General features: G+C 52.8%; 20 protein-coding genes and 1 pseudogene. 8 read left to right on the top strand and 13 right to left on the bottom strand.

The features are described 5' to 3' along the window. Positions 1 to 17 precede the first annotated feature (17 nt). From nirC to frlR, 8 genes and pseudogenes are all read left to right on the top strand, one after another. Positions 18 to 824, top strand: coding sequence for a nitrite transporter NirC (gene nirC / locus HGD79_RS17780; RefSeq protein ID WP_096147536.1), 807 nt, complete (start codon positions 18 to 20; stop codon positions 822 to 824). 18 nt (positions 825 to 842) lie between these two features. Next, positions 843 to 2216: a siroheme synthase CysG gene (gene cysG / locus HGD79_RS17775; protein WP_139496477.1), complete on the top strand. Its 1374-nt coding sequence runs from the start codon at positions 843 to 845 to the stop codon at positions 2214 to 2216. Between the two features lie 246 nt (positions 2217 to 2462). After that, a complete protein-coding gene (locus HGD79_RS17770; protein ID WP_001031834.1) occupies positions 2463 to 2630 on the top strand; it encodes a YhfL family protein in 168 nt (55 codons plus the stop codon). A 294-nt stretch (positions 2631 to 2924) separates the two neighbouring features. After that, the gene (frlA, locus tag HGD79_RS17765; RefSeq protein WP_247653391.1) at positions 2925 to 4262 is read left to right on the top strand and encodes a fructoselysine/psicoselysine transporter FrlA; all 1338 of its coding nucleotides are present in this window, start codon (positions 2925 to 2927) and stop codon (positions 4260 to 4262) included. 20 nt (positions 4263 to 4282) lie between these two features. Then, the gene (gene frlB, locus HGD79_RS17760; RefSeq protein WP_001295163.1) at positions 4283 to 5305 is read left to right on the top strand and encodes a fructoselysine 6-phosphate deglycase; all 1023 of its coding nucleotides are present in this window, start codon (positions 4283 to 4285) and stop codon (positions 5303 to 5305) included. Positions 5306 to 5354: 49 nt separating this feature from the next. Continuing rightward, positions 5355 to 6185 (top strand): fructoselysine 3-epimerase, encoded by an 831-nt coding sequence (gene frlC, locus HGD79_RS17755; protein ID WP_000847831.1) that lies wholly within the window; start codon positions 5355 to 5357, stop codon positions 6183 to 6185. Further along, positions 6182 to 6956, top strand: a pseudogene (frlD, locus tag HGD79_RS26720) (fructoselysine 6-kinase). Before frlC ends, frlD begins: the two are co-directional and overlap by 4 nt. Positions 6957 to 7055: 99 nt before the next feature. Beyond that, a complete protein-coding gene (gene frlR / locus HGD79_RS17740; RefSeq protein ID WP_001276847.1) occupies positions 7056 to 7787 on the top strand; it encodes a DNA-binding transcriptional regulator FrlR in 732 nt (243 codons plus the stop codon). Between the two features lie 151 nt (positions 7788 to 7938). On the opposite strand, the gene HGD79_RS17735 is transcribed toward frlR, so the two are convergent. From HGD79_RS17735 to damX, 13 genes are all read right to left on the bottom strand, one after another. Next, the gene (locus HGD79_RS17735) at positions 7939 to 9024 is read right to left on the bottom strand and encodes an aminotransferase class I/II-fold pyridoxal phosphate-dependent enzyme (protein WP_000847144.1); all 1086 of its coding nucleotides are present in this window, start codon (positions 9022 to 9024) and stop codon (positions 7939 to 7941) included. Between the two features lie 11 nt (positions 9025 to 9035). Beyond that, positions 9036 to 10340, bottom strand: coding sequence for a YhfT family protein (locus HGD79_RS17730; RefSeq protein WP_000366877.1), 1305 nt, complete (start codon positions 10338 to 10340; stop codon positions 9036 to 9038). A gap of 11 nt (positions 10341 to 10351) precedes the next feature. After that, positions 10352 to 10705, bottom strand: a complete 354-nt coding sequence (locus HGD79_RS17725; RefSeq protein WP_001297518.1) for a DUF2620 domain-containing protein — start codon at positions 10703 to 10705, stop codon at positions 10352 to 10354. A 10-nt stretch (positions 10706 to 10715) separates the two neighbouring features. Beyond that, positions 10716 to 11594: a phosphotriesterase-related protein gene (locus HGD79_RS17720; protein WP_168848462.1), complete on the bottom strand. Its 879-nt coding sequence runs from the start codon at positions 11592 to 11594 to the stop codon at positions 10716 to 10718. Then, positions 11591 to 12817, bottom strand: a complete 1227-nt coding sequence (locus HGD79_RS17715) for a phosphopentomutase (protein ID WP_168848461.1) — start codon at positions 12815 to 12817, stop codon at positions 11591 to 11593. Before HGD79_RS17715 ends, HGD79_RS17720 begins: the two co-directional genes overlap by 4 nt. Beyond that, positions 12817 to 13980 (bottom strand): YhfX family PLP-dependent enzyme, encoded by a 1164-nt coding sequence (locus tag HGD79_RS17710; RefSeq protein ID WP_000497372.1) that lies wholly within the window; start codon positions 13978 to 13980, stop codon positions 12817 to 12819. The genes HGD79_RS17715 and HGD79_RS17710 overlap by 1 nt, the downstream gene beginning before the upstream one ends. 83 nt (positions 13981 to 14063) lie before the next feature. Beyond that, positions 14064 to 14426: a hypothetical protein gene (locus HGD79_RS17705; protein WP_001298733.1), complete on the bottom strand. Its 363-nt coding sequence runs from the start codon at positions 14424 to 14426 to the stop codon at positions 14064 to 14066. Positions 14427 to 14442: 16 nt separating this feature from the next. Then, positions 14443 to 15348, bottom strand: coding sequence for a GntR family transcriptional regulator YhfZ (gene yhfZ, locus HGD79_RS17700; RefSeq protein ID WP_096147539.1), 906 nt, complete (start codon positions 15346 to 15348; stop codon positions 14443 to 14445). A 268-nt stretch (positions 15349 to 15616) separates the two neighbouring features. Further along, the gene (gene trpS / locus HGD79_RS17695) at positions 15617 to 16621 is read right to left on the bottom strand and encodes a tryptophan--tRNA ligase (protein ID WP_000165553.1); all 1005 of its coding nucleotides are present in this window, start codon (positions 16619 to 16621) and stop codon (positions 15617 to 15619) included. After that, complete coding sequence (gene gph, locus HGD79_RS17690) at positions 16614 to 17372, bottom strand: phosphoglycolate phosphatase (RefSeq protein ID WP_001031729.1); 759 nt, start codon at positions 17370 to 17372, stop codon at positions 16614 to 16616. Before gph ends, trpS begins: the two co-directional genes overlap by 8 nt. Further along, positions 17365 to 18042, bottom strand: a complete 678-nt coding sequence (rpe, locus tag HGD79_RS17685) for a ribulose-phosphate 3-epimerase (RefSeq protein WP_168848460.1) — start codon at positions 18040 to 18042, stop codon at positions 17365 to 17367. The genes gph and rpe overlap by 8 nt, the downstream gene beginning before the upstream one ends. Positions 18043 to 18059: 17 nt before the next feature. After that, the gene (gene dam / locus HGD79_RS17680) at positions 18060 to 18896 is read right to left on the bottom strand and encodes an adenine-specific DNA-methyltransferase (RefSeq protein ID WP_000742143.1); all 837 of its coding nucleotides are present in this window, start codon (positions 18894 to 18896) and stop codon (positions 18060 to 18062) included. 106 nt (positions 18897 to 19002) lie between these two features. Next, a complete protein-coding gene (damX, locus tag HGD79_RS17675) occupies positions 19003 to 20289 on the bottom strand; it encodes a cell division protein DamX (RefSeq protein WP_000343199.1) in 1287 nt (428 codons plus the stop codon). Positions 20290 to 20319 lie beyond the last annotated feature (30 nt).

Genomic DNA, 20319 nt, shown 5'->3' with positions numbered 1-20319 from the left:
TTTTAAAGGATAATCAAATGTTTACAGACACTATTAATAAGTGTGCGGCTAACGCTGCGCGCATTGCACGCCTGTCGGCAAATGACCCGCTCGGCTTTTGGGTCAGCTCCGCCATGGCGGGCGCGTATGTGGGTCTTGGGATCATCTTGATTTTCACGCTCGGTAATTTGCTCGACCCGTCCGTACGTCCGCTGGTGATGGGCGCGACCTTTGGTATCGCCTTAACGCTGGTGATTATCGCCGGTTCTGAACTGTTCACCGGACACACCATGTTCCTCACCTTTGGGGTAAAAGCGGGCAGCATCAGCCACGGGCAAATGTGGGCAATCCTGCCGCAAACCTGGCTGGGTAACCTGGTCGGTTCCGTCTTCGTTGCCATGCTCTATAGCTGGGGCGGCGGTAGCCTGCTGCCGGTAGATACCAGCATCGTTCACTCCGTCGCGCTGGCTAAAACCACTGCACCGGCAATGGTACTGTTCTTCAAAGGTGCATTGTGTAACTGGCTGGTTTGCCTGGCAATCTGGATGGCGCTGCGCACTGAAGGGGCGGCGAAATTTATCGCTATCTGGTGGTGTCTGCTGGCATTTATCGCGTCTGGCTACGAGCACTCTATCGCTAACATGACGCTGTTCGCGCTCTCCTGGTTCGGCAACCACAGCGAAGCCTACACGCTGGCGGGTATTGGTCATAACCTGCTGTGGGTGACGCTGGGTAATACTTTATCAGGTGCCGTATTCATGGGATTGGGTTATTGGTATGCTACGCCGAAAGCGAATCGTCCGGTTGCGGACAAATTTAATCAAACTGAAACGGCTGCCGGTTAATTACTAAGGGGTTTTTACGTGGATCATTTGCCTATATTTTGCCAATTACGCGATCGCGACTGTCTGATTGTCGGCGGTGGTGATGTCGCGGAACGCAAAGCAAGGTTGCTGTTAGACGCAGGCGCTCGCTTAACGGTGAATGCATTAGCGTTTATTCCACAGTTCACCGCATGGGCAGATGCAGGCATGTTAACCCTCGTCGAAGGGCCATTTGATGAAAGCCTTCTCGACACATGCTGGCTGGCGATTGCAGCGACGGATGATGACGCGCTTAACCAGCGCGTCAGCGAAGCCGCTGAAGCTCGTCGCATCTTCTGTAACGTGGTCGATGCGCCGAAAGCCGCCAGCTTTATTATGCCGTCGATTATTGACCGCTCACCGCTCATGGTAGCGGTCTCCTCTGGCGGCACCTCTCCGGTTCTGGCACGCCTGTTGCGCGAAAAACTTGAATCACTGCTGCCGTTGCATCTGGGCCAGGTAGCGAAATACGCCGGGCAATTACGCGGGCGAGTGAAACAACAGTTCGCCACGATGGGTGAGCGTCGCCGTTTCTGGGAGAAATTGTTCGTTAACGATCGCCTGGCGCAGTCGCTGGCAAACAACGATCAGAAAGCCATTACTGAAACCACCGAACAGTTAATCAACGAACCGCTTGACCATCGCGGTGAAGTGGTGCTGGTTGGTGCAGGTCCGGGCGATGCCGGGCTGCTGACGCTGAAAGGACTGCAACAAATTCAGCAGGCAGATGTGGTGGTCTACGACCGTCTGGTTTCTGACGATATTATGAATCTGGTACGCCGCGATGCTGATCGCGTTTTCGTCGGCAAACGCGCGGGATACCACTGTGTACAGCAGGAAGAGATTAACCAGATCCTGCTGCGGGAAGCGCAAAAAGGCAAACGCGTGGTGCGGCTGAAAGGTGGCGATCCGTTTATTTTTGGCCGTGGTGGCGAAGAGCTGGAAACACTGTGCAACGCGGGTATTCCGTTCTCGGTGGTTCCGGGTATTACCGCAGCTTCTGGTTGCTCTGCCTATTCGGGTATTCCACTCACGCATCGCGATTATGCCCAGAGCGTACGCTTAATTACCGGACACTTAAAAACCGGTGGCGAGCTGGACTGGGAAAACCTGGCGGCAGAAAAACAGACGCTGGTGTTCTATATGGGGTTGAATCAGGCCGCGACTATTCAGCAAAAGCTGATTGAACACGGTATGCCTGGCGAAATGCCGGTGGCAATTGTCGAAAACGGAACGGCAGTCACGCAGCGCGTGATTGACGGTACGCTCACGCAACTCGGTGAACTTGCTCAGCAAATGAACAGTCCATCGCTAATTATTATTGGTCGGGTTGTTGGCCTGCGCGATAAACTGAACTGGTTCTCCAACCATTAATTTAACCCGGGCCAGAGAATTCTGGCCTTCTTAATGACTCTTTTTATATATTCAGCAAATAAAACATAACCCCTTAATAAATATTATCTGCTAATGGGTTATATTCACCGTTACAGCGACTTACAAAATTAAGTCATTCGCTCACTGACGCCAATTAAATATTCCTGTATCGTTCTTAACGAGCAGTCTGCTTATATTCATATAATCAATGAATATTAATTAATATATAATACATAGGGAATGTAAATGAACAAATTTATTAAAGTTGCACTGGTAGGTGCAGTACTGGCTACGTTAACTGCATGTACTGGTCATATTGAAAACCGTGATAAGAACTGCTCTTACGACTACCTGCTGCACCCGGCAATTTCTATTTCTAAAATCATTGGCGGTTGCGGTCCTACTGCACAGTAAGTCTCTGACAGAAATCGGCTAACACCGGTTTAATTGCCCGACGCCCTCTGGATTTTCCGAGGGCGTATTTGTTTCTATATCCTTCTTGCCCCCGCCCGTAAAAATATTTTCAATTTAAATTCAATTTGATAACTACATCCATTAGCCACAGCGCGATCCTGTGCGAAATTTTGTGATCTTCCTCCACATTACACAACATCATATGTTGTTATATTCATCATGTATTGTCATGTTACCTTTTAAATGACTGCAAACTCTCCCCTACAACGTATTGGACAAGAAAAAGGTATCGCTATGGGAAGCCAGGAACTCCAACGCAAGCTCGGATTTTGGGCCGTTCTTGCAATCGCCGTCGGGACAACCGTCGGCTCCGGTATTTTTGTATCTGTGGGTGAAGTGGCAAAAGCAGCGGGCACGCCGTGGCTTACGGTGCTCGCGTTTGTCATTGGCGGGTTAATTGTGATCCCGCAAATGTGCGTCTATGCGGAACTATCCACCGCTTATCCGGAAAATGGCGCAGATTATGTTTATCTGAAAAATGCCGGAAGCCGACCGCTGGCTTTCCTCTCCGGCTGGGCCAGCTTCTGGGCCAACGATGCGCCGTCATTGTCGATTATGGCGCTGGCGATTGTCAGCAATCTTGGCTTTTTAACGCCTATCGATCCGTTGCTCGGTAAATTTATCGCCGCCGGATTAATTATCGCCTTTATGTTGCTACACCTGCGCTCCGTTGAAGGCGGCGCAGCGTTTCAGACGCTAATTACCATCGCCAAAATTATCCCGCTCACTATCGTCATTGGCCTTGGGATCTTCTGGTTTAAAGCGGAGAATTTTGCCGCCCCTACCACCACTGCGATTGGCGCAACGGGCAGCTTTATGGCGCTGCTGGCGGGGATCTCTGCCACCAGTTGGTCGTATACCGGCATGGCCTCTATCTGTTATATGACCGGCGAAATTAAAAACCCCGGAAAAACCATGCCACGAGCGCTGATTGGTTCCTGTCTGCTGGTTCTGGTGCTCTACACCCTGCTGGCGCTGGTGATTTCCGGCCTGATGCCCTTCGACAAACTCGCCAATTCTGAAACGCCGATTTCCGACGCCCTGACCTGGATCCCCGCACTCGGCAGCACCGCTGGGATCTTTGTTGCCATCACGGCGATGATCGTCATTCTTGGTTCGCTTTCCAGCTGCGTGATGTACCAGCCGCGGCTGGAATACGCGATGGCGAAAGACAACCTGTTCTTTAAATGCTTCGGCCATGTGCATCCGAAATACAACACGCCGGATGTCTCCATCATCCTGCAAGGGGCGCTGGGGATCTTCTTCATCTTCGTTTCCGATCTCACCAGCCTGCTGGGTTATTTCACCCTGGTGATGTGTTTCAAAAATACCCTCACCTTCGGCTCCATCATCTGGTGTCGTAAACGCGACGATTACAAACCGCTGTGGCGTACTCCGGCTTTCGGGCTGATGACCACCCTCGCCATTGCGTCAAGCCTCATTCTGGTCGCCTCAACCTTTGTCTGGGCACCGATTCCCGGCCTTATCTGCGCCGTCATCGTTATTGCTACTGGTCTGCCTGCTTACGCCTTCTGGGCGAAGCGTAGCCGCCAGCTCAACGCTTTGTCGTAATGTTATCTGGAGAAAATAAAATGTTGGATATTGATAAAAGCACCGTGGACTTTCTGGTCACCGAAAATATGGTTCAGGAAGTGGAAAAAGTTCTCAGCCATGACGTTCCGCTGGTGCACGCCATCGTGGAAGAGATGGTGAAGCGCGACATTGATCGTATTTATTTCGTTGCCTGCGGCTCGCCACTCAACGCGGCGCAAACGGCGAAACATCTGGCGGATCGCTTTTCCGATCTTCAGGTCTACGCCATTTCCGGCTGGGAGTTCTGCGATAACACCCCGTATCGCCTCGACGATCGTTGCGCGGTGATTGGCGTTTCTGACTACGGTAAAACGGAAGAGGTAATCAAAGCGCTGGAGCTGGGCCGGGCCTGCGGCGCACTCACTGCGGCGTTCACCAAACGCGCGGACAGCCCGATTACCTCGGCGGCGGAATTTAGCATTGATTATCAGGCCGACTGTATCTGGGAAATTCACCTGCTGCTCTGCTACAGCGTGGTGCTGGAGATGATCACCCGCCTCGCGCCGAACGCGGAAATCGGCAAGATCAAAAACGATCTCAAGCAGTTGCCGAATGCGCTCGGTCATCTGGTACGCACCTGGGAAGAAAAAGGCCGCCAGCTTGGTGAACTGGCCAGCCAGTGGCCGATGATTTATACCGTTGCTGCGGGTCCGCTGCGTCCGCTGGGTTACAAAGAAGGCATTGTAACGCTGATGGAATTTACCTGGACGCACGGCTGCGTGATTGAGAGCGGAGAGTTCCGCCATGGCCCGCTGGAGATTGTCGAACCGGGCGTTCCGTTCCTGTTCCTGCTCGGCAATGATGAAAGTCGCCACACCACCGAACGCGCCATTAACTTTGTTAAACAGCGTACTGACAACGTGATCGTCATCGATTACGCCGAAATTTCGCAAGGGCTGCACCCGTGGCTGGCACCGTTCCTGATGTTCGTGCCAATGGAGTGGCTCTGCTACTACCTGTCTATTTACAAAGATCACAACCCGGATGAACGCCGCTATTACGGTGGTCTGGTGGAATATTAATCCCTCTCCCGGCCCGGCAACGGGCCGAATTTACGCAAGGAGTTACCCGATGAAAACAGGTATGTTTACCTGCGGCCACCAGCGGCTGCCTATTGAACACGCATTTCGTGATGCAAGCGAGCTGGGTTACGACGGCATCGAAATTTGGGGCGGTCGCCCGCACGCGTTCGCGCCGGACTTAAAAGCGGGCGGCATCAAACAAATCAAGGCGCTGGCGCAGACGTATCAGATGCCGATTATCGGCTATACGCCAGAAACCAACGGCTATCCGTATAACATGATGCTGGGCGATGAACATATGCGTCGCGAAAGCCTCGACATGATCAAGCTGGCGATGGATATGGCAAAAGAGATGAACGCGGGTTATACGCTGATTTCCGCGGCCCACGCGGGCTATCTCACGCCACCTAATGTTATCTGGGGACGGCTGGCAGAGAACCTAAGCGAACTGTGTGAGTACGCGGAAAACATCGGCATGGATCTGATCCTCGAACCGTTAACGCCGTATGAATCGAACGTCGTGTGTAATGCTAATGATGTGCTTCATGCGCTGGCGCTGGTGCCTTCGCCGCGCCTGTTCAGCATGGTCGACATTTGCGCGCCGTATGTCCAGGCGGAACCGGTGATGAGTTATTTCGACAAACTGGGTGATAAATTGCGTCATCTGCATATTGTCGACAGCGACGGGGCCAGTGACACACATTACATTCCCGGCGAAGGCAAAATGCCGCTGCGGGAGCTGATGCGCGATATTATCGACCGGGGCTATGACGGTTACTGCACGGTGGAACTGGTGACGATGTATATGAACGAGCCCAGACTCTATGCCCGCCAGGCGCTGGAACGCTTTCGCGCGCTGCTGCCGGAGGATGAGAGATGAAAACCCTGGCGACAATCGGCGATAACTGCGTCGATATCTACCCGCAACTGAATAAAGCGTTTTCTGGCGGTAATGCGGTCAATGTGGCGGTGTACTGCACTCGCTACGGCATACAGCCGGGATGCATTACCTGGGTGGGTGACGATGACTACGGCACAAAGCTGAAGCAGGATCTCGCCCGCATGGGCGTCGATATCAGCCATGTCCATACGAAACACGGCGTTACCGCACAAACTCAGGTGGAACTGCACGACAATGATCGCGTTTTTGGCGACTATGATGGCCGACTTTGCCCTGAGTGAAGAGGATTACGCCTGGCTGGCGCAGTATGACATTGTGCACGCGGCAATCTGGGGACATGCGGAAGACGCATTCCCACAGCTGCACGCTGCGGGCAAACTTACCGCTTTCGACTTCTCCGACAAGTGGGACAGCCCGCTCTGGCAGACACTGGTGCCGCATCTCGATTTTGCCTTTACCTCCGCACCGCAAGAAGACGAAGCGCTGCGTCTGAAGATGAAAGCGATTGTTGCCCGTGGCGCAGGAACAGTGATTGTCACGCTGGGTGAAAACGGCAGCATTGCCTGGGATGGCGCGCAGTTCTGGCGTCAGGCTCCTGAACCGGTGACGGTTATCGACACCATGGGTGCCGGAGATTCGTTCATTGCCGGATTCCTTTGCGGCTGGTCTGCGGGGATGACATTACCGCAGGCGATGGCGCAGGGAACGGCGTGCGCGGCGAAAACCATTCAGTACCACGGTGCCTGGTAGGTATAACGTTGGCGTGAGCATCTTCACGCCAACGTGCTGTTACTTGCCGGAAAACGACCCTATAATCCGAGTAATTCATTCTTTATTTCAGGGTCGATTATGTCAGCTACGGACCGCTACTCTCATCAACTCCTCTACGCTACCGTCCGCCAGCGACTGCTGGATGATATCGCGCAGGGGGTTTACCAGGCCGGGCAACAGATCCCTACCGAAAACGAGCTTTGTACACAATATAACGTCAGCCGCATTACCATTCGCAAAGCCATCAGCGACTTAGTGGCAGACGGCGTACTGATCCGCTGGCAGGGAAAAGGCACCTTTGTACAAAGCCAGAAAGTTGAAAACGCCCTGCTTACTGTCAGTGGTTTTACCGATTTTGGCGTCTCACAAGGCAAGGCGACGAAAGAGAAAGTGATCGAACAGGAACGGGTCAGCGCCGCGCCGTTTTGCGAAAAGCTGAACATCCCCGGAAACAGCGAAGTGTTCCATCTCTGCCGGGTGATGTATCTCGATAAAGAGCCGCTGTTTATTGATAGTTCATGGATCCCGCTGTCGCGTTATCCTGACTTTGATGAGATTTACGTCGAAGGAAGCTCCACCTATCAGTTATTTCAGGAGCGTTTTGACACGCGAGTGGTCAGCGACAAAAAGACCATCGATATCTTTGCCGCCACCCGCCCGCAGGCAAAATGGCTGAAATGCGAACTGGGCGAACCGTTGTTTCGCATCAGCAAAATCGCCTTTGATCAGAATGACAAACCGGTGCACGTCTCCGAACTCTTCTGCCGCGCCAATCGCATCACCTTAACTATTGATAATAAAAGACATTAACCGTAGGCCGGATAAGATGCGCCAGCATCGCATCCGGCGATGCTGGCGCGTTGAATTTTACATCCCGTACGTTCCTCTCACCCTAACCCTCTCCCCAAAGGGGCGAGGGGACCGTTCAGTACGGAATTTAGCTTGACGGTGCTATCCAGCATTAAATACTGGCAATACTCTCACGCAAAATCCGCAGCACCGTCTCTTCACCGCTGCGATTCGGGTTAATGCGAATCGCACAATGTTCTGATTGTGGATTCGCCTGGCGAAACGTTCCGGAAAGGCGATAAAAGAGCGGCGGGATTTCATATTTCGACTCTGCACCCACCGGGTAAGGCAAGGCACCGCGCTTTTGCGCCTCTTCCAGCACTCTGGCGGCAATCGGCTGATGAAACTCGACAATCAACACCTTCGACTGCGCATTAGCAATCACCGCGCTTTTCACTTCCGGCACCGCACCACCGTTAAGCAAAGCCAGCAACCGTTCAGATACCCCTGCCTGCACCGCGTGCATCACTGGCGCAAACACCAGACCACGCAAGACTTCCAGCGCCTGTGCGCCCTGGATCTGGCTACCGCCGGAGTAAAGCGTGGCGCGAATACGGTTGATAACATCAGCATCGCCGACCACTGCACCAACACCCTCTGGCCCAAATAGCTTGAAGCAGGAAAATGTCGAGACATTCGCGCCGCATTCACAGCCGATTCGCGCCACCTTCATCACCGCATAGTTGTCATCGGTTAACGCTGGAACACCTGCCGCGCGCAACGTTGCCAGCACATCTGCCAGCACGTAGCTGTCCTGCGGCTGCTGGCGCGTATGCTGCACCAGCGCCGCATCCGGTTGTTGCTCGTCGACGACCTGCTTCAGTGCCGACAGGTCATTGAAATCAACAGTAATAAGCGTCAGCCCCATCTGCTCAATAATAACCCGTGTCGTCGGGTAAACAGGCGCGTCATGCACCAGAAGACGCTGCCCCGGTTTGAGCAAAGCCGCCAGCCCGGCGCGAATCGCGCCAGTCCCCGCGCCCTGCACCAGCGCCGCAGCCTGTGCGTGAAATGCATCAGCCAGCACCTGTTCCACACGCTGGGTAACGCGCGGTTGATTCAGTCCTGGCGTTAAGCCTAAATCACCGCCAGTAAGAAACTCGCTGCCGGGGAAATGGCGACAAATGCTATCCACCAGCGCAAACTGCTTTTGCTGCGCCTCAATAATCGTCAGGCTTTGCAGAGGAAACGTCTTCATAGGTGCCTTCCTTAAGCCGGAACGAACAGGCCAAGCCAGTAAAGAACATTCAGCAGAATACCGGTGATCATTACTGCCACGACCGGTGCCGCCATTTTCTGTACCGGACGGCCCAGGGATTCGTTGAGGAAGTAAATGGCAACCGCGATAGAGAATCCGGTATAACCCGCCATCTTAATTGCTGCGAAAATCGAACCGACCAGCAGCGCCACTTCCATCAGCATATTCATGGCGTTACGGATGTTATCCGACGCATTACGCACCGACGGGTAGCGTCCCAGCCATTTGCCGATCGAACGAAGCAGCAAGACTTCCGCCGAAATAACCACTGCGCCTAATACCGCTGCAACCATCGGATTCGGCGAGAGATAGCCCACCGCATAAACAAAGGTAAAGCCCGCAACTGCATACACACCCGTTGCTAAGGCGGTGGTGGCAATCAACGGTACAAAACCCAGCCCGCGCATAAATTCTGCCAGTGCCGCCTGGTTGATCAGCGTTTGCGATTGTTCCGGCGTTACGCCTGCGGAGTACGCTTTCTCCAGAGTGAAGATCGACACTTCACTGCCGGCGAAAATCTTCATGCTGGCAACGGCGGCAATCAATGCTCCCACGATGGCGATATAGGGTAAGTTTTTGATAATCCGCGACGTGCGTTCTTCAAACACCGAAAGCCCGCTGGCATCGATGTCATTTTCATCACGATGACGCAGGTCGTGAGTTATCGCGATCCCCAGCAGCATCACCATGCCAATAAAGATTTCGATGGATTCAGGGTTAAGATGTGGGAAATAGCGCACGACTACCACACGGGTCATCAGAACAACCACGGCGGCGACCAGACTTTGCTTCCAGCCAAACTGGTAGAAAATCGCCACCAGCGGGAACAGTGCAAAAGCAGAAACCACCGGCGAGCTTAATTCCCCGAGGCTACCTAATACATCCACCGGCAGCGCGGTCAGCAGCTGGTTTACTGGCAACAGGCAAGTAAGGATCAACACGCCCCAGATAGCGCCAAGACCAAACGCCATCAGGCTGTTTATCGCCAGTACGCCGAGGATATCGGTAGGAAGAAAGAGTAACCATGCGTTGAGCAGCCCGGTTTTCAGGGTAAAAGAGATCCCCACCGAGGCCACAAAACCAATGCTCAGACCAAAAGCGATACTCCCCGCCTCGCGACGATTCATATAGCCTTCAATCAGTTGCGGCAGGATCGGGCGGATGCCGTCATGAAAAACAGCCGCCGAGCGATGCGCCAGAAGCGATGTCATACCCGTCAGGCACGCCACCACGATAATCTGAATATACAGATCCATAGTCGTGCCTTTTATTTCAGATGGTTAATCAGCATCGGAATCGCGTGTTCGACGTGCTCAACGGAAAGGCCAAACGCCACTTTCCCTTCAGCGATCATTTTGGCGATATGCTCGTCTTTCGCTTTAATGCCTGGTTTGGCAATGGTGCAACTTTTGTTATAGCCAATCACCGCGATGGCAATCGACAATGCCGCGCCCGCACCGGTATTACACGCACCGATGTAGTAATCCAGTTGCCCGGATTTCACTTTCATTGCCGCTTCCATGTCGTTGTGAATGAAAACTTCAAAACTGCCAGGAGCCGTCGCTTCAATGGTTTTTTTAATCTGCTCACGCTGTAAGCCTGCAACGCCAATCTTTTTCATGAGTCTGTCCTTATTGGAAAAATTGAGAGGGATTTTCACGTAACATCACATCCACATCGGCCTGACTGAATCCTGACTGGCGCAATTGCGGAATAAAGGTGGTCAATAAATAGTCATAGCCATAACCACCATTGGCTTTTAAATGGGAGCGGCGCGTAATATCCATCGACAGCATGACGCGGTTCAGCAACCCACGGTCACGTAGCGCGTGGAGCATCGCAATGCGCTTTTCGTCCGGGTAGTAACTGTTCTTACCAATGGTGTCGAACTGCACGTACGCGCCGAGATCGATCATCTTCAAAATGTTGTCGAGATTGTCTTTCAGATCGCAGTGACCAACGGTGACGCGCGAAAGATCAACTCCGTGGGCTTGCAACAGAGCCAGTTGTTCCAGCCCCATGGTGCTGAACGACGTATGCGTGGAGATCGGGCGTCCGGTCTGGTTATGCGCCAGCGCAGCGGCAATAAATACCTTCTCTTCCAGCGGCGTAATCTTTCCTTCGCTGGAGCCGATCTCCGCGATGATCCCGGCTTTCAGCTTCGTGCCATCGATACCCTGTTCAATTTCATCGACCATCTCCTGCGCCAGTTCCTGCACGCTGCGGGTCACCACATGTTCCGGGAAAAACGCATCCTGGTAATAACCAGTACAGGCCACCACGTTGATCCCGGTTTCGCGCATTACATCGAGCATAAATTGCGCATTGCGCCCCATGTAACGGTTGGTCATCTCAATCACATTACGTACACCCCGGGTCATCAGGTCGTTCATCTCCTGGCAAATGAACGCATACTGATCAAGGCGGCAGTCCACGTTGTTTTTAAAGCCGGAGAGATCAATATGCAGATGCTCATGGGCCAGGGTGTAACCCGTCGGATCAAAACTCATAGGGTGTCTCCTGCAAACCGGAGGGAGGAAAGAAAAGAGCGACCATTTTGTGGCGGTGGCGCACGGAAAAATTCACACACGGTAGCCCCCACATCTGAAAGCGTGGTGCGTACACCGAGTTGCGTGTGGACCAGCCCTTGCTGATAAACCAGCACTGGCACCACTTCACGGGTATGGTGGCTGTGACCAATGGTCGGATCGTTACCGTGATCCGCCATCACGACCAGGCAATCATCTGGCTGCATCGCCTCAACAAGCCGGGCAAGGTTACGGTCAACGACCTGCAAACGTTCGGCATAACGTGCGACGTCTTCTGCATGACCAGCGAGGTCGGTTTCCTGGATATTGATGCAAATAAACGCCGTCGGATGCGTGTTAAATTCGTCGAGGGTGATATCCATAATCCGCTGGCTATCCACCAGGTTTTGCCAGCTCACGCCATAAGGATTGCTGACGATATCTGCCACCTTACCTACCAGCACGGTTGGCACGCCCGCCTCATACAGTTTTTGCGGCACCTGCACTTTTTCATCAACACCGTAGCCCATATGCACGACCTGGAAACCGTTGTCATAAGCGCCAGAACGCGGCGCATTGATACCAATAAAGCGCCCTTCTTTGCTTTCTGCGGCATCGAGAATGCGTTGACTGTCGGTTAACAGGCCACCAAATGTAATGACCCGACCGACCTGTACCTGCTCACGCACGATACGACCAATTTTGATTGCGTCGTCAAAAGAGATCACAGAGAGATTGGCGGTAATGTTATAGACCTGGCCTAAATCCGCCTCGAGATTTTCGCCAATCGCAACCGCCTGATTGACCCACAGAAATTGCAGTTCATCGCCACGGCGCTCCACCTGCCAACCGGCGGATACTAATGCCTGCTCAACACGGTCAATCACATCGCAAAAAGGCATCCGCAGCGGCGGTAACGGGCGCGTGCCTAAAATTTCCTGATGCCCCATAAAGGTATCGCCACCTTCATGTTGCAGCTCTGCCACGCCCCAGGTTGCGGAATCTGACGGCTGCATATCGCCTGGCGCATAACCCAATGCGTTGATTAGCCCCAGCTTCTCCAGCGTTGGTAGCTGCAAATGCGGCAACTGGCTCAGGATGTGACCACTGGTATTCGCTCCCGCATCTTGCGGACGCACCAGCGTGACATCTTTCATTGCCCCTACGCCAAAGCTATCAATCACTAACACCACAAATCGCGCCATTACGCCCCCAGAGAGTTTCCAAGACTGTCATAACGACCAACGATTTTCGGTTCGCCACGGTGAATACCGGACACCAGCACCACATCGCTACGGGTGACAAAAATCTGCGTGCGGAAACAGAGCACCACTGCACTGCTCACCGGATACTCGCCTGCCAGCGGCAGGGTGTAGTCGATACTGCTGTCATCCACAGTTTTGAGATTGGTTTCAGTAATCTTTTGATTTTCTGGCGTAAACACCAGCGCATGTTGCGCATGACCACGACGGTAGTAACCGCCGCCGTAGCAGTAGCTGTCGCCACGGAAATGATGGGAGATTTCACTTAACCAGAGCATCGCGATACGTTCAGGCTGATCGCCCTGCTGGTTTGCCGGAATAGTGCCCGTCAGCGCATGACCGGGTTCGGCATGAGTCACACCGTATTCCGCCAGCAATGGCAGCGAAGTGCAGCTGGTCGCTGAAGGCGCGTTCAGTTGCTCAAGTGCAATACCAGATTTCGCCAGTTGATCCCGTGCCTGTATCAGCGTGTGAAGATTCGGTGTCGGCAAAACTTTTCCGGCAGCCTCATCCCAAAGCAGGCAAGGGAAATGGGTAAGTCCGGCTAAATGCAGCCCCGGCAGTTTCTTAATTTCAGCAACCACCTCGTGCAGCGAATGCTGTACAAAACCGCTCTCCTGCCCCGGATAAAGAAAATCATCGTCGCTATAAACTTTGAGCAGCACAAACTGCACACGTCCGGCCTTCACCGCTGCCGCAGAAACTTCCCGCGCTTTGTCGAGAGTAAACACGGTGATGACGTCGGTGCCCTGTTCAACGGCGTCAGCAACCTGATGACAAGGGATTTGTACCAGATGCCCCTGATGCGCCACCGACAAACCAGCGCGGCGCATGACTCGCGCCTCTTTGTAATCCACCGCCACAATGCCGCTGTAACCTAATGCCAGCAATTTTTCCGCCAGCCATGGGTTACGGCCAAACTGCTTGGTCATCAGATACAGTTCAATGCCGTAAAGCCGCGCCGTCTCAATCAGTCGCTTACCGTTTTCCAGTACCTGATCCACGTCGATCACCCAGCTGTCCGGGGCGATCTTGCCCTGCTGCCACAAACTTAGTGCGGCGGAAATCAGCGCCGGGTTCTGGCGTTTCAATGCTTCTACAAACATCTTGTTGCCTCGTTTCTGTTCCTTGAATTAAATATTCATTTTTTTGAATATTTAGGTTGTGCGACGTGGATTTGTCGGGAGCTTCAAACCTCTTCGTTAGCAGCCATCCATAATCCATAAAGGTTGGCCAGCAAATAGCCTTCTTCACACGGGTTAACTTCCAGTGCGAATTCCTTCAACAATACCTGATGCAATTGCACAACAGCTTGCCAGTGGCTGGATTGCGCCAGCTCTGCCAGCAATTCGTTATCCAGCGGCTCTATTTCTTCACCACGGCGACTGCGCATCAGTGCACTCGCCATATGTGTAATCGCCATCGTTCCTTGCTCACTGCGCACTGGCAGATGGCACTCTGTTTCCAGTACGTTGACGACCTGCATCATGCCTTTGCAGATGTCCTTATCAATAACGCCTGCCTCGCAAAGCAGGTTGAGTCTGGTTTCCATATCAGATGCCTTTCGTTTAATAACTCGGTTCCTGTTCCCCACTCACCACGCGTTGTTGATGGGCGAGCAGGGCGTGTTTATCTACAACGGCACGCAGCAGTTGTTGCATTGGGTAATCATCGGCTCGCGTCAGGACCACGGCTTCGGTGGCCTGTAAAAATCGCGGATCGTCTGTGAGCGGCGTCGCCTCTAATCCCAGCATGGTCAGTTCGTTTTCCGCCACCACGTTCCAGATCACCGCATCGACATCGCCTTTAACAATGCGTTGTAAACTCTCGTGATAAGAGAGATCGACTCGTTCCACATCACTACCGCCAAAAAAAACATCGGTCATGATTTTCTGATCCGCCGAACGGTTATCCAGCCCCACGCGCTTCACGTTTGCGGACTCGCCTTTATGGCAAATCAACTGGTGCTCGCCAACGTAGGTGTGCGGCCCCAACTCCAGCGCGAGGCATAACCCTTTTTGCGTGAGATAACTTTCCGCCGCCAGTCGGGAAACCACCGCCATGTCATACACGCCGTTAAGTAAACACTCCACGCGAATATCCGCGCCGCGCATATGCGCATAGTAAAAAGGAATGCCATCAAACTGAGCTTTCAGCCCGCTCGCTAAACCTTCGTACAAGCGGGTATAGGGCAAAGGCATCGCACATACCACGTTGTTGATATCCACATGACTCAGCAATGCTTTGTTATCCATCTCGACCAGATAACTGCCATTGCGCCCACGGCGTTCAATCCGTATCGCTCCGCTTGATTCCAGCGTTTTCAACGCGGCCTGCGTCAGGCCAACCGATGAACGGCATTCAGTTGCCAGCTCATCTATGGTTTTCAACCTATTACCGCATTTTTCACCCAACAAATAACGGGCCAGCGTCGTGATAACGACGCCTTCTTTTTTGATAAACGTTCGACGCATAATATATTTTCAATAAAATGAATGTTTATATCTTCATTAAAATGAAGATAAGTGGCAACTGTGAGATGTGGAAACGGCGAGGCGCTTCACATTTTTTCGGATTATTGCAAATGAGGATAAAAAAACCGGGTTTCCCCGGTTTCAGAGTGATGACGAAGTGATTTATTCGACAATGCGAGCAAAGGGTAATTCCCACTGGCGCTTGCCTGCTCCCCTCACCCTAACCCTCTCCTCAAAGGGGCGAGGGGACCGTCCGAGCGTTTTGATATTAAGGCTTCGCCACAAAACCAATCGCTTCGTACACCGCTTTCAGCGTACGGGAAGCGTGTACACTGGCTTTTTCTGCGCCGTCTTTCATCACCTGTTGCAGGAAGGCTTCATCGTTGCGGAAACGGTGATAGCGTTCCTGCAATTCAGTCAGCATACCGGAAACGGCATCAGCCACTTCACCTTTCAGATGACCATACATCTTGCCTTCGAACTGTTTTTCCAGTTCTGGGATGCTCTGGCCCGTTACCGCAGAAAGGATATCCAGCAGGTTGGAAACGCCCGCTTTGTTCTGCACATCGTAGCGAACTACCGGCGGCTCGTCGGAGTCAGTGACCGCGCGTTTGATTTTCTTCACTACCGATTTCGGATCTTCCAGCAGGCCGATAACGTTATTGCGGTTATCGTCAGACTTGGACATCTTCTTGGTCGGCTCCAGCAGCGACATTACGCGCGCGCCAGATTTCGGAATAAACGGCTCCGGCACCTTAAAGATCTCGCCATACAGCGCGTTGAAACGCTGGGCGATATCGCGACTCAGTTCCAGGTGCTGTTTCTGGTCTTCACCCACCGGTACCAGATTAGTTTGATACAGCAGGATGTCCGCAGCCATCAGCACCGGATAGTCAAACAGACCAGCGTTGATGTTCTCGGCATAACGCGCAGATTTATCTTTAAACTGCGTCATGCGGCTCAGTTCGCCGAAGTAGGTATAGCAGTTCAGTGCCCAGCCTAACTGCGCATGTTCTGGTACGTGGGACTGAACAAAAATGGTGCTTTTCTCAGGATCGATACCACAAGCCAGATACAAGGCCAGCGTATCCAACGTCGCTTTACGCAGCTTCTGTGCATCCTGGCGCACGGTGATCGCGTGTTGGTCAACGATACAGTAAATGCAATGGTAGTCATCCTGCATGTTTACCCACTGACGCAGCGCACCCATGTAGTTACCAATGGTCAATTCACCTGAGGGCTGTGCGCCACTAAAAACGATGGGCTTAGTCATTTTTCGATTCCTGATTTTCGCTATGCGGAAGCCCTAATGCGGGCAGAAGGTCATTTATAGACTGATAAATTACATCAGGCTGGCTGAGATCGATAGCCTCGCCGTAGTTATATCCGTAGGTTAAGCCAACTGATGGGCAACCTGCCGCTTTTGCCGCCTGAATATCATTGCGTGAGTCGCCGACAAACAGCATCTGTTGTGGGGCAATTCCCATCCGCTCAGCCACCAGTAACAGCGGGTCCGGATGCGGTTTTTTGTTTTGCACATCATCGCCGCCGATAACCACGCTAAAGTATTTGGCAATATCTAAGGCTTCGAGCAGCGGCGCGACGAACGGCGTCGGTTTGTTGGTGACCAGGCCTAGCGGCAGGCCTTTAGCCTGCAACGCGCCCAACGTATCGGCAACGTGCGGGAACAAAAACGTCCCCTCTTCGGCAACCTCGCCATAGTAGCGATCGAACAGTTTACGCAGAATACGTACCTGTTCTTCTGCCGGAATGTCGTCATCAACGGGCGGTTTACCCATTGTTTTACGCTGAGTCGCACGTTCCTGACGCGCCCAGGTCAATGCGCGCTCCATCAGAACATCTGCGCCGTTACCAATCCAGGTAATAACGCGTTCTTCACCTGCGACGGGCAACTCCAGCGCATACAGCGCCATATCTACCGCAGCAGCAAGACCGGGAGCACTGTCGACCAGCGTACCATCAAGATCAAAAGCGACGCCGCGAATATCTTCAAACTTATTCATGACTTACCTTTGCCAGTTCACTGCGCATTTCATCAATGACTTTTTTGTAGTCTGTCTGGTCGAAGATTGCCGAACCGGCGACGAACATATCCGCGCCCGCCGCAGCGATTTCGCCAATGTTGTTCACCTTCACGCCACCGTCTACTTCCAGACGAATGTCAAAGCCAGACTCGTCGATACGACGACGTACTTCGCGCAGTTTATCCAGTGTTTGAGGAATGAACGACTGACCGCCGAAACCAGGATTGACGGACATCAGCAGGATCACATCCAGCTTATCCATCACGTAATCCAGATAGCTCAGCGGTGTCGCCGGGTTAAATACCAGTCCCGCTTTACAGCCATTTTCTTTAATCAGTTGCAGCGTGCGGTCAACATGCTCGGAGGCTTCTGGATGAAAGGTAATGATGCTGGCACCAGCGGCAGCGAAATCAGGCACAATGCGATCGACAGGTTTCACCATCAGGTGTACGTCGATAGGGGCGGTAATGCCGTAGTTACGCAAGGATTTCAGCACCATTGGCCCAATCGTCAGATTGGGAACATAGTGGTTATCCATGACGTCAAAATGCACGACATCAGCGCCAGCTGCCAGGGCTTTTGCGGTATCTTCACCCAGGCGGGCAAAATCAGCCGACAGAATTGAGGGGGCAATCAAATACTGTTTCATCCGCTTCTCCTTGAGAATTATTTTTTCGCGGGTGAAACGACTCCTGGTTTGTACAAAGCCAGCAGTTCGTCCACCTTTTTACGTGTGCCGCCGTTGCTGCTTATACTGCGTCGAACTTTGACGACATGCAATTTTGCGCGCTGATACCACTCACGCGTTAACATCGTATCGTGATTGGAGATCAGCACTGGAATATGGCGCTCAACCAGACCTTCGGCGATCTCCGCCAGATGCGCTTGTTGTTCAAGCGTAAAACTGTTTGTGTGATACGCCGTAAAGTTGGCGGTCGCAGACAGCGGTGCATAAGGCGGATCGCAATAGACGACGGATGCATCATCTGCGCGCGCCATGCTATCGGCGTAAGACTCACAATAGAAAAAGGCATTCTGCGCTTTTTCAGCGAAGTGATACAACTCTGCTTCCGGGAAATAGGGTTTTTTGTAGCGGCCAAACGGCACGTTAAACTCACCGCGCAGATTGTAACGACACAGGCCGTTGTAACCGTAGCGGTTCAAATATAAAAACAGTACCGCCCGACGGAACGGATCCTGGCTTTTGTTGAACTCTTCGCGGAACTGATAGTAAACCTCGGCGCAATTTGTTTCGGGAACAAACAGCTCGCGTGCGGCCTGTACGTACTCATCAGTACGCATCTTCACAATGTTATAGAGACTGATCAGGTCGCTATTGATATCGGCAAGGATATAACGAGAAAAGTCGGTGTTGAGAAACACCGACCCGGCACCTACAAAAGGCTCAACCAGACATTCGCCCTTGGGCAAATGCCGTTTAATATCATCAAGCAGGGGATACTTGCCCCCTGCCCACTTCAAAAAAGCGCGATTTTTCTTCATGCTGACTAACTAATTACACCTTCTCCGGCTGTGGAGAAAGCTCCGACAGCATCCAGCGCTTCAGGCAACTCCCGCAACGATAAACCATTGCGGGAGATAACCTTGATTACTTCAGATCGGCCTGTACCTGACGCAGCGGTTTCGCCCACGGGTTTTTGGCCTGGACATCTGCTGGCAATGTAGATACCGCTTTTTTCGCCTCTTCTTTCGAAGCGTACACGCCAGAAACCAGGACATACCACGGCTGACCATTACGCGTCGTTTCATAGACAACGTAGTTTTTCAGATTCTCTTTCTTCGCCCAACCGTTCAGGTTGTCGTAGTTAGAGGAACTGCTCAGCTGCAGAGTGTAATGGCTGGACGGTGCCGATTTCAACGAACCAACATTACCTGCGGTCTTCCCTCCAGCGGCTGGTGTTGCCGTGGTTTGCGCCGGGGATGCCGTCTGTACTGGAGCCGTAGTCGCCGTCTCTTTTGGTGCTGGCGTAGAAGTCGCAGCCGGTGCCTTCGTGCTCGCCACAGGGGCAGCTGGTTCAGTACGCTTCGGCGTCTGTGCTACCGGCTTCGGCTCCGTTTTCACGGTTGCTTGCGGTTTTTTCGGTTCAATCACCGCCTGCTGACGAGCTGGGCGCGTAGTGGACGGACGTTCAGCGGTTTGCGTTTTCGCCGTGTCACGCGATGCATTGCCATTGCGAACAGGCGCGACAGTCGCGGGTTCGGTCGGCAATGTGGAATTGACCGCCACATTGTTCAACTGTTGCTGATTTTGTGGCTGGGTCAGCGCATTGTTCAGGTCACCCTGCACTTCAACACGTTGTTGACCATCCGTTGCCGCCGGGGTTTGCCCTTGAGTCGGCGTAGAAGAGATCGGTGGCAGAGAAACATCCTGCTGAGTATTTTCCGCAGACGTGGTTCCCGGCGCTGGCTGCACGCCATTCGCCTGATCGGTCGCATTGCCTGCAAGATCAATACTCTTCTCGCCAGACGCGGTTTGATCGCTGGAAGAGGTCGAGGGGGCTTTTAGCGCAGAACCGATACCGATGATCAACAGCAGTAGAACCAGAATGCCGACGCCCATCATCATATACTGACGAGAAGCGGGTTTACTGGCTGCTTTTTTGCGCTTACGCGGACGACGCTCTACGCGCTCTTCATCCACGGTTTCATCTTCGGATTCGTCAATTTCTTCTTCGATTTCCGGTTCCTCATTGCGCTCTTTTTGCGCACGAGTCGGACGGCGATCGTCAGTGTCATCAAGTTCAATATCATCAAAATTGATCTGCGGTTCGCCACGTTCAGTACGCTCAGAACGTTCAGAAGATTGACGAGAACGACCAGTACGACGATCGCTGGGATCGGGTTTCAGCTCGTCTTCTGGTTTGAATTCATCCATTTAACACCCCACTAAAAGGTTAATGCTTAC

Origin of the sequence: Escherichia sp. SCLE84 (assembly GCF_012584495.1) — a bacterium.
GTDB lineage: Bacteria > Pseudomonadota > Gammaproteobacteria > Enterobacterales > Enterobacteriaceae > ECMA0423.
Note: the sequence above shows the minus strand (reverse complement) of the source record. Positions and strands in the feature narration are given on the sequence as shown.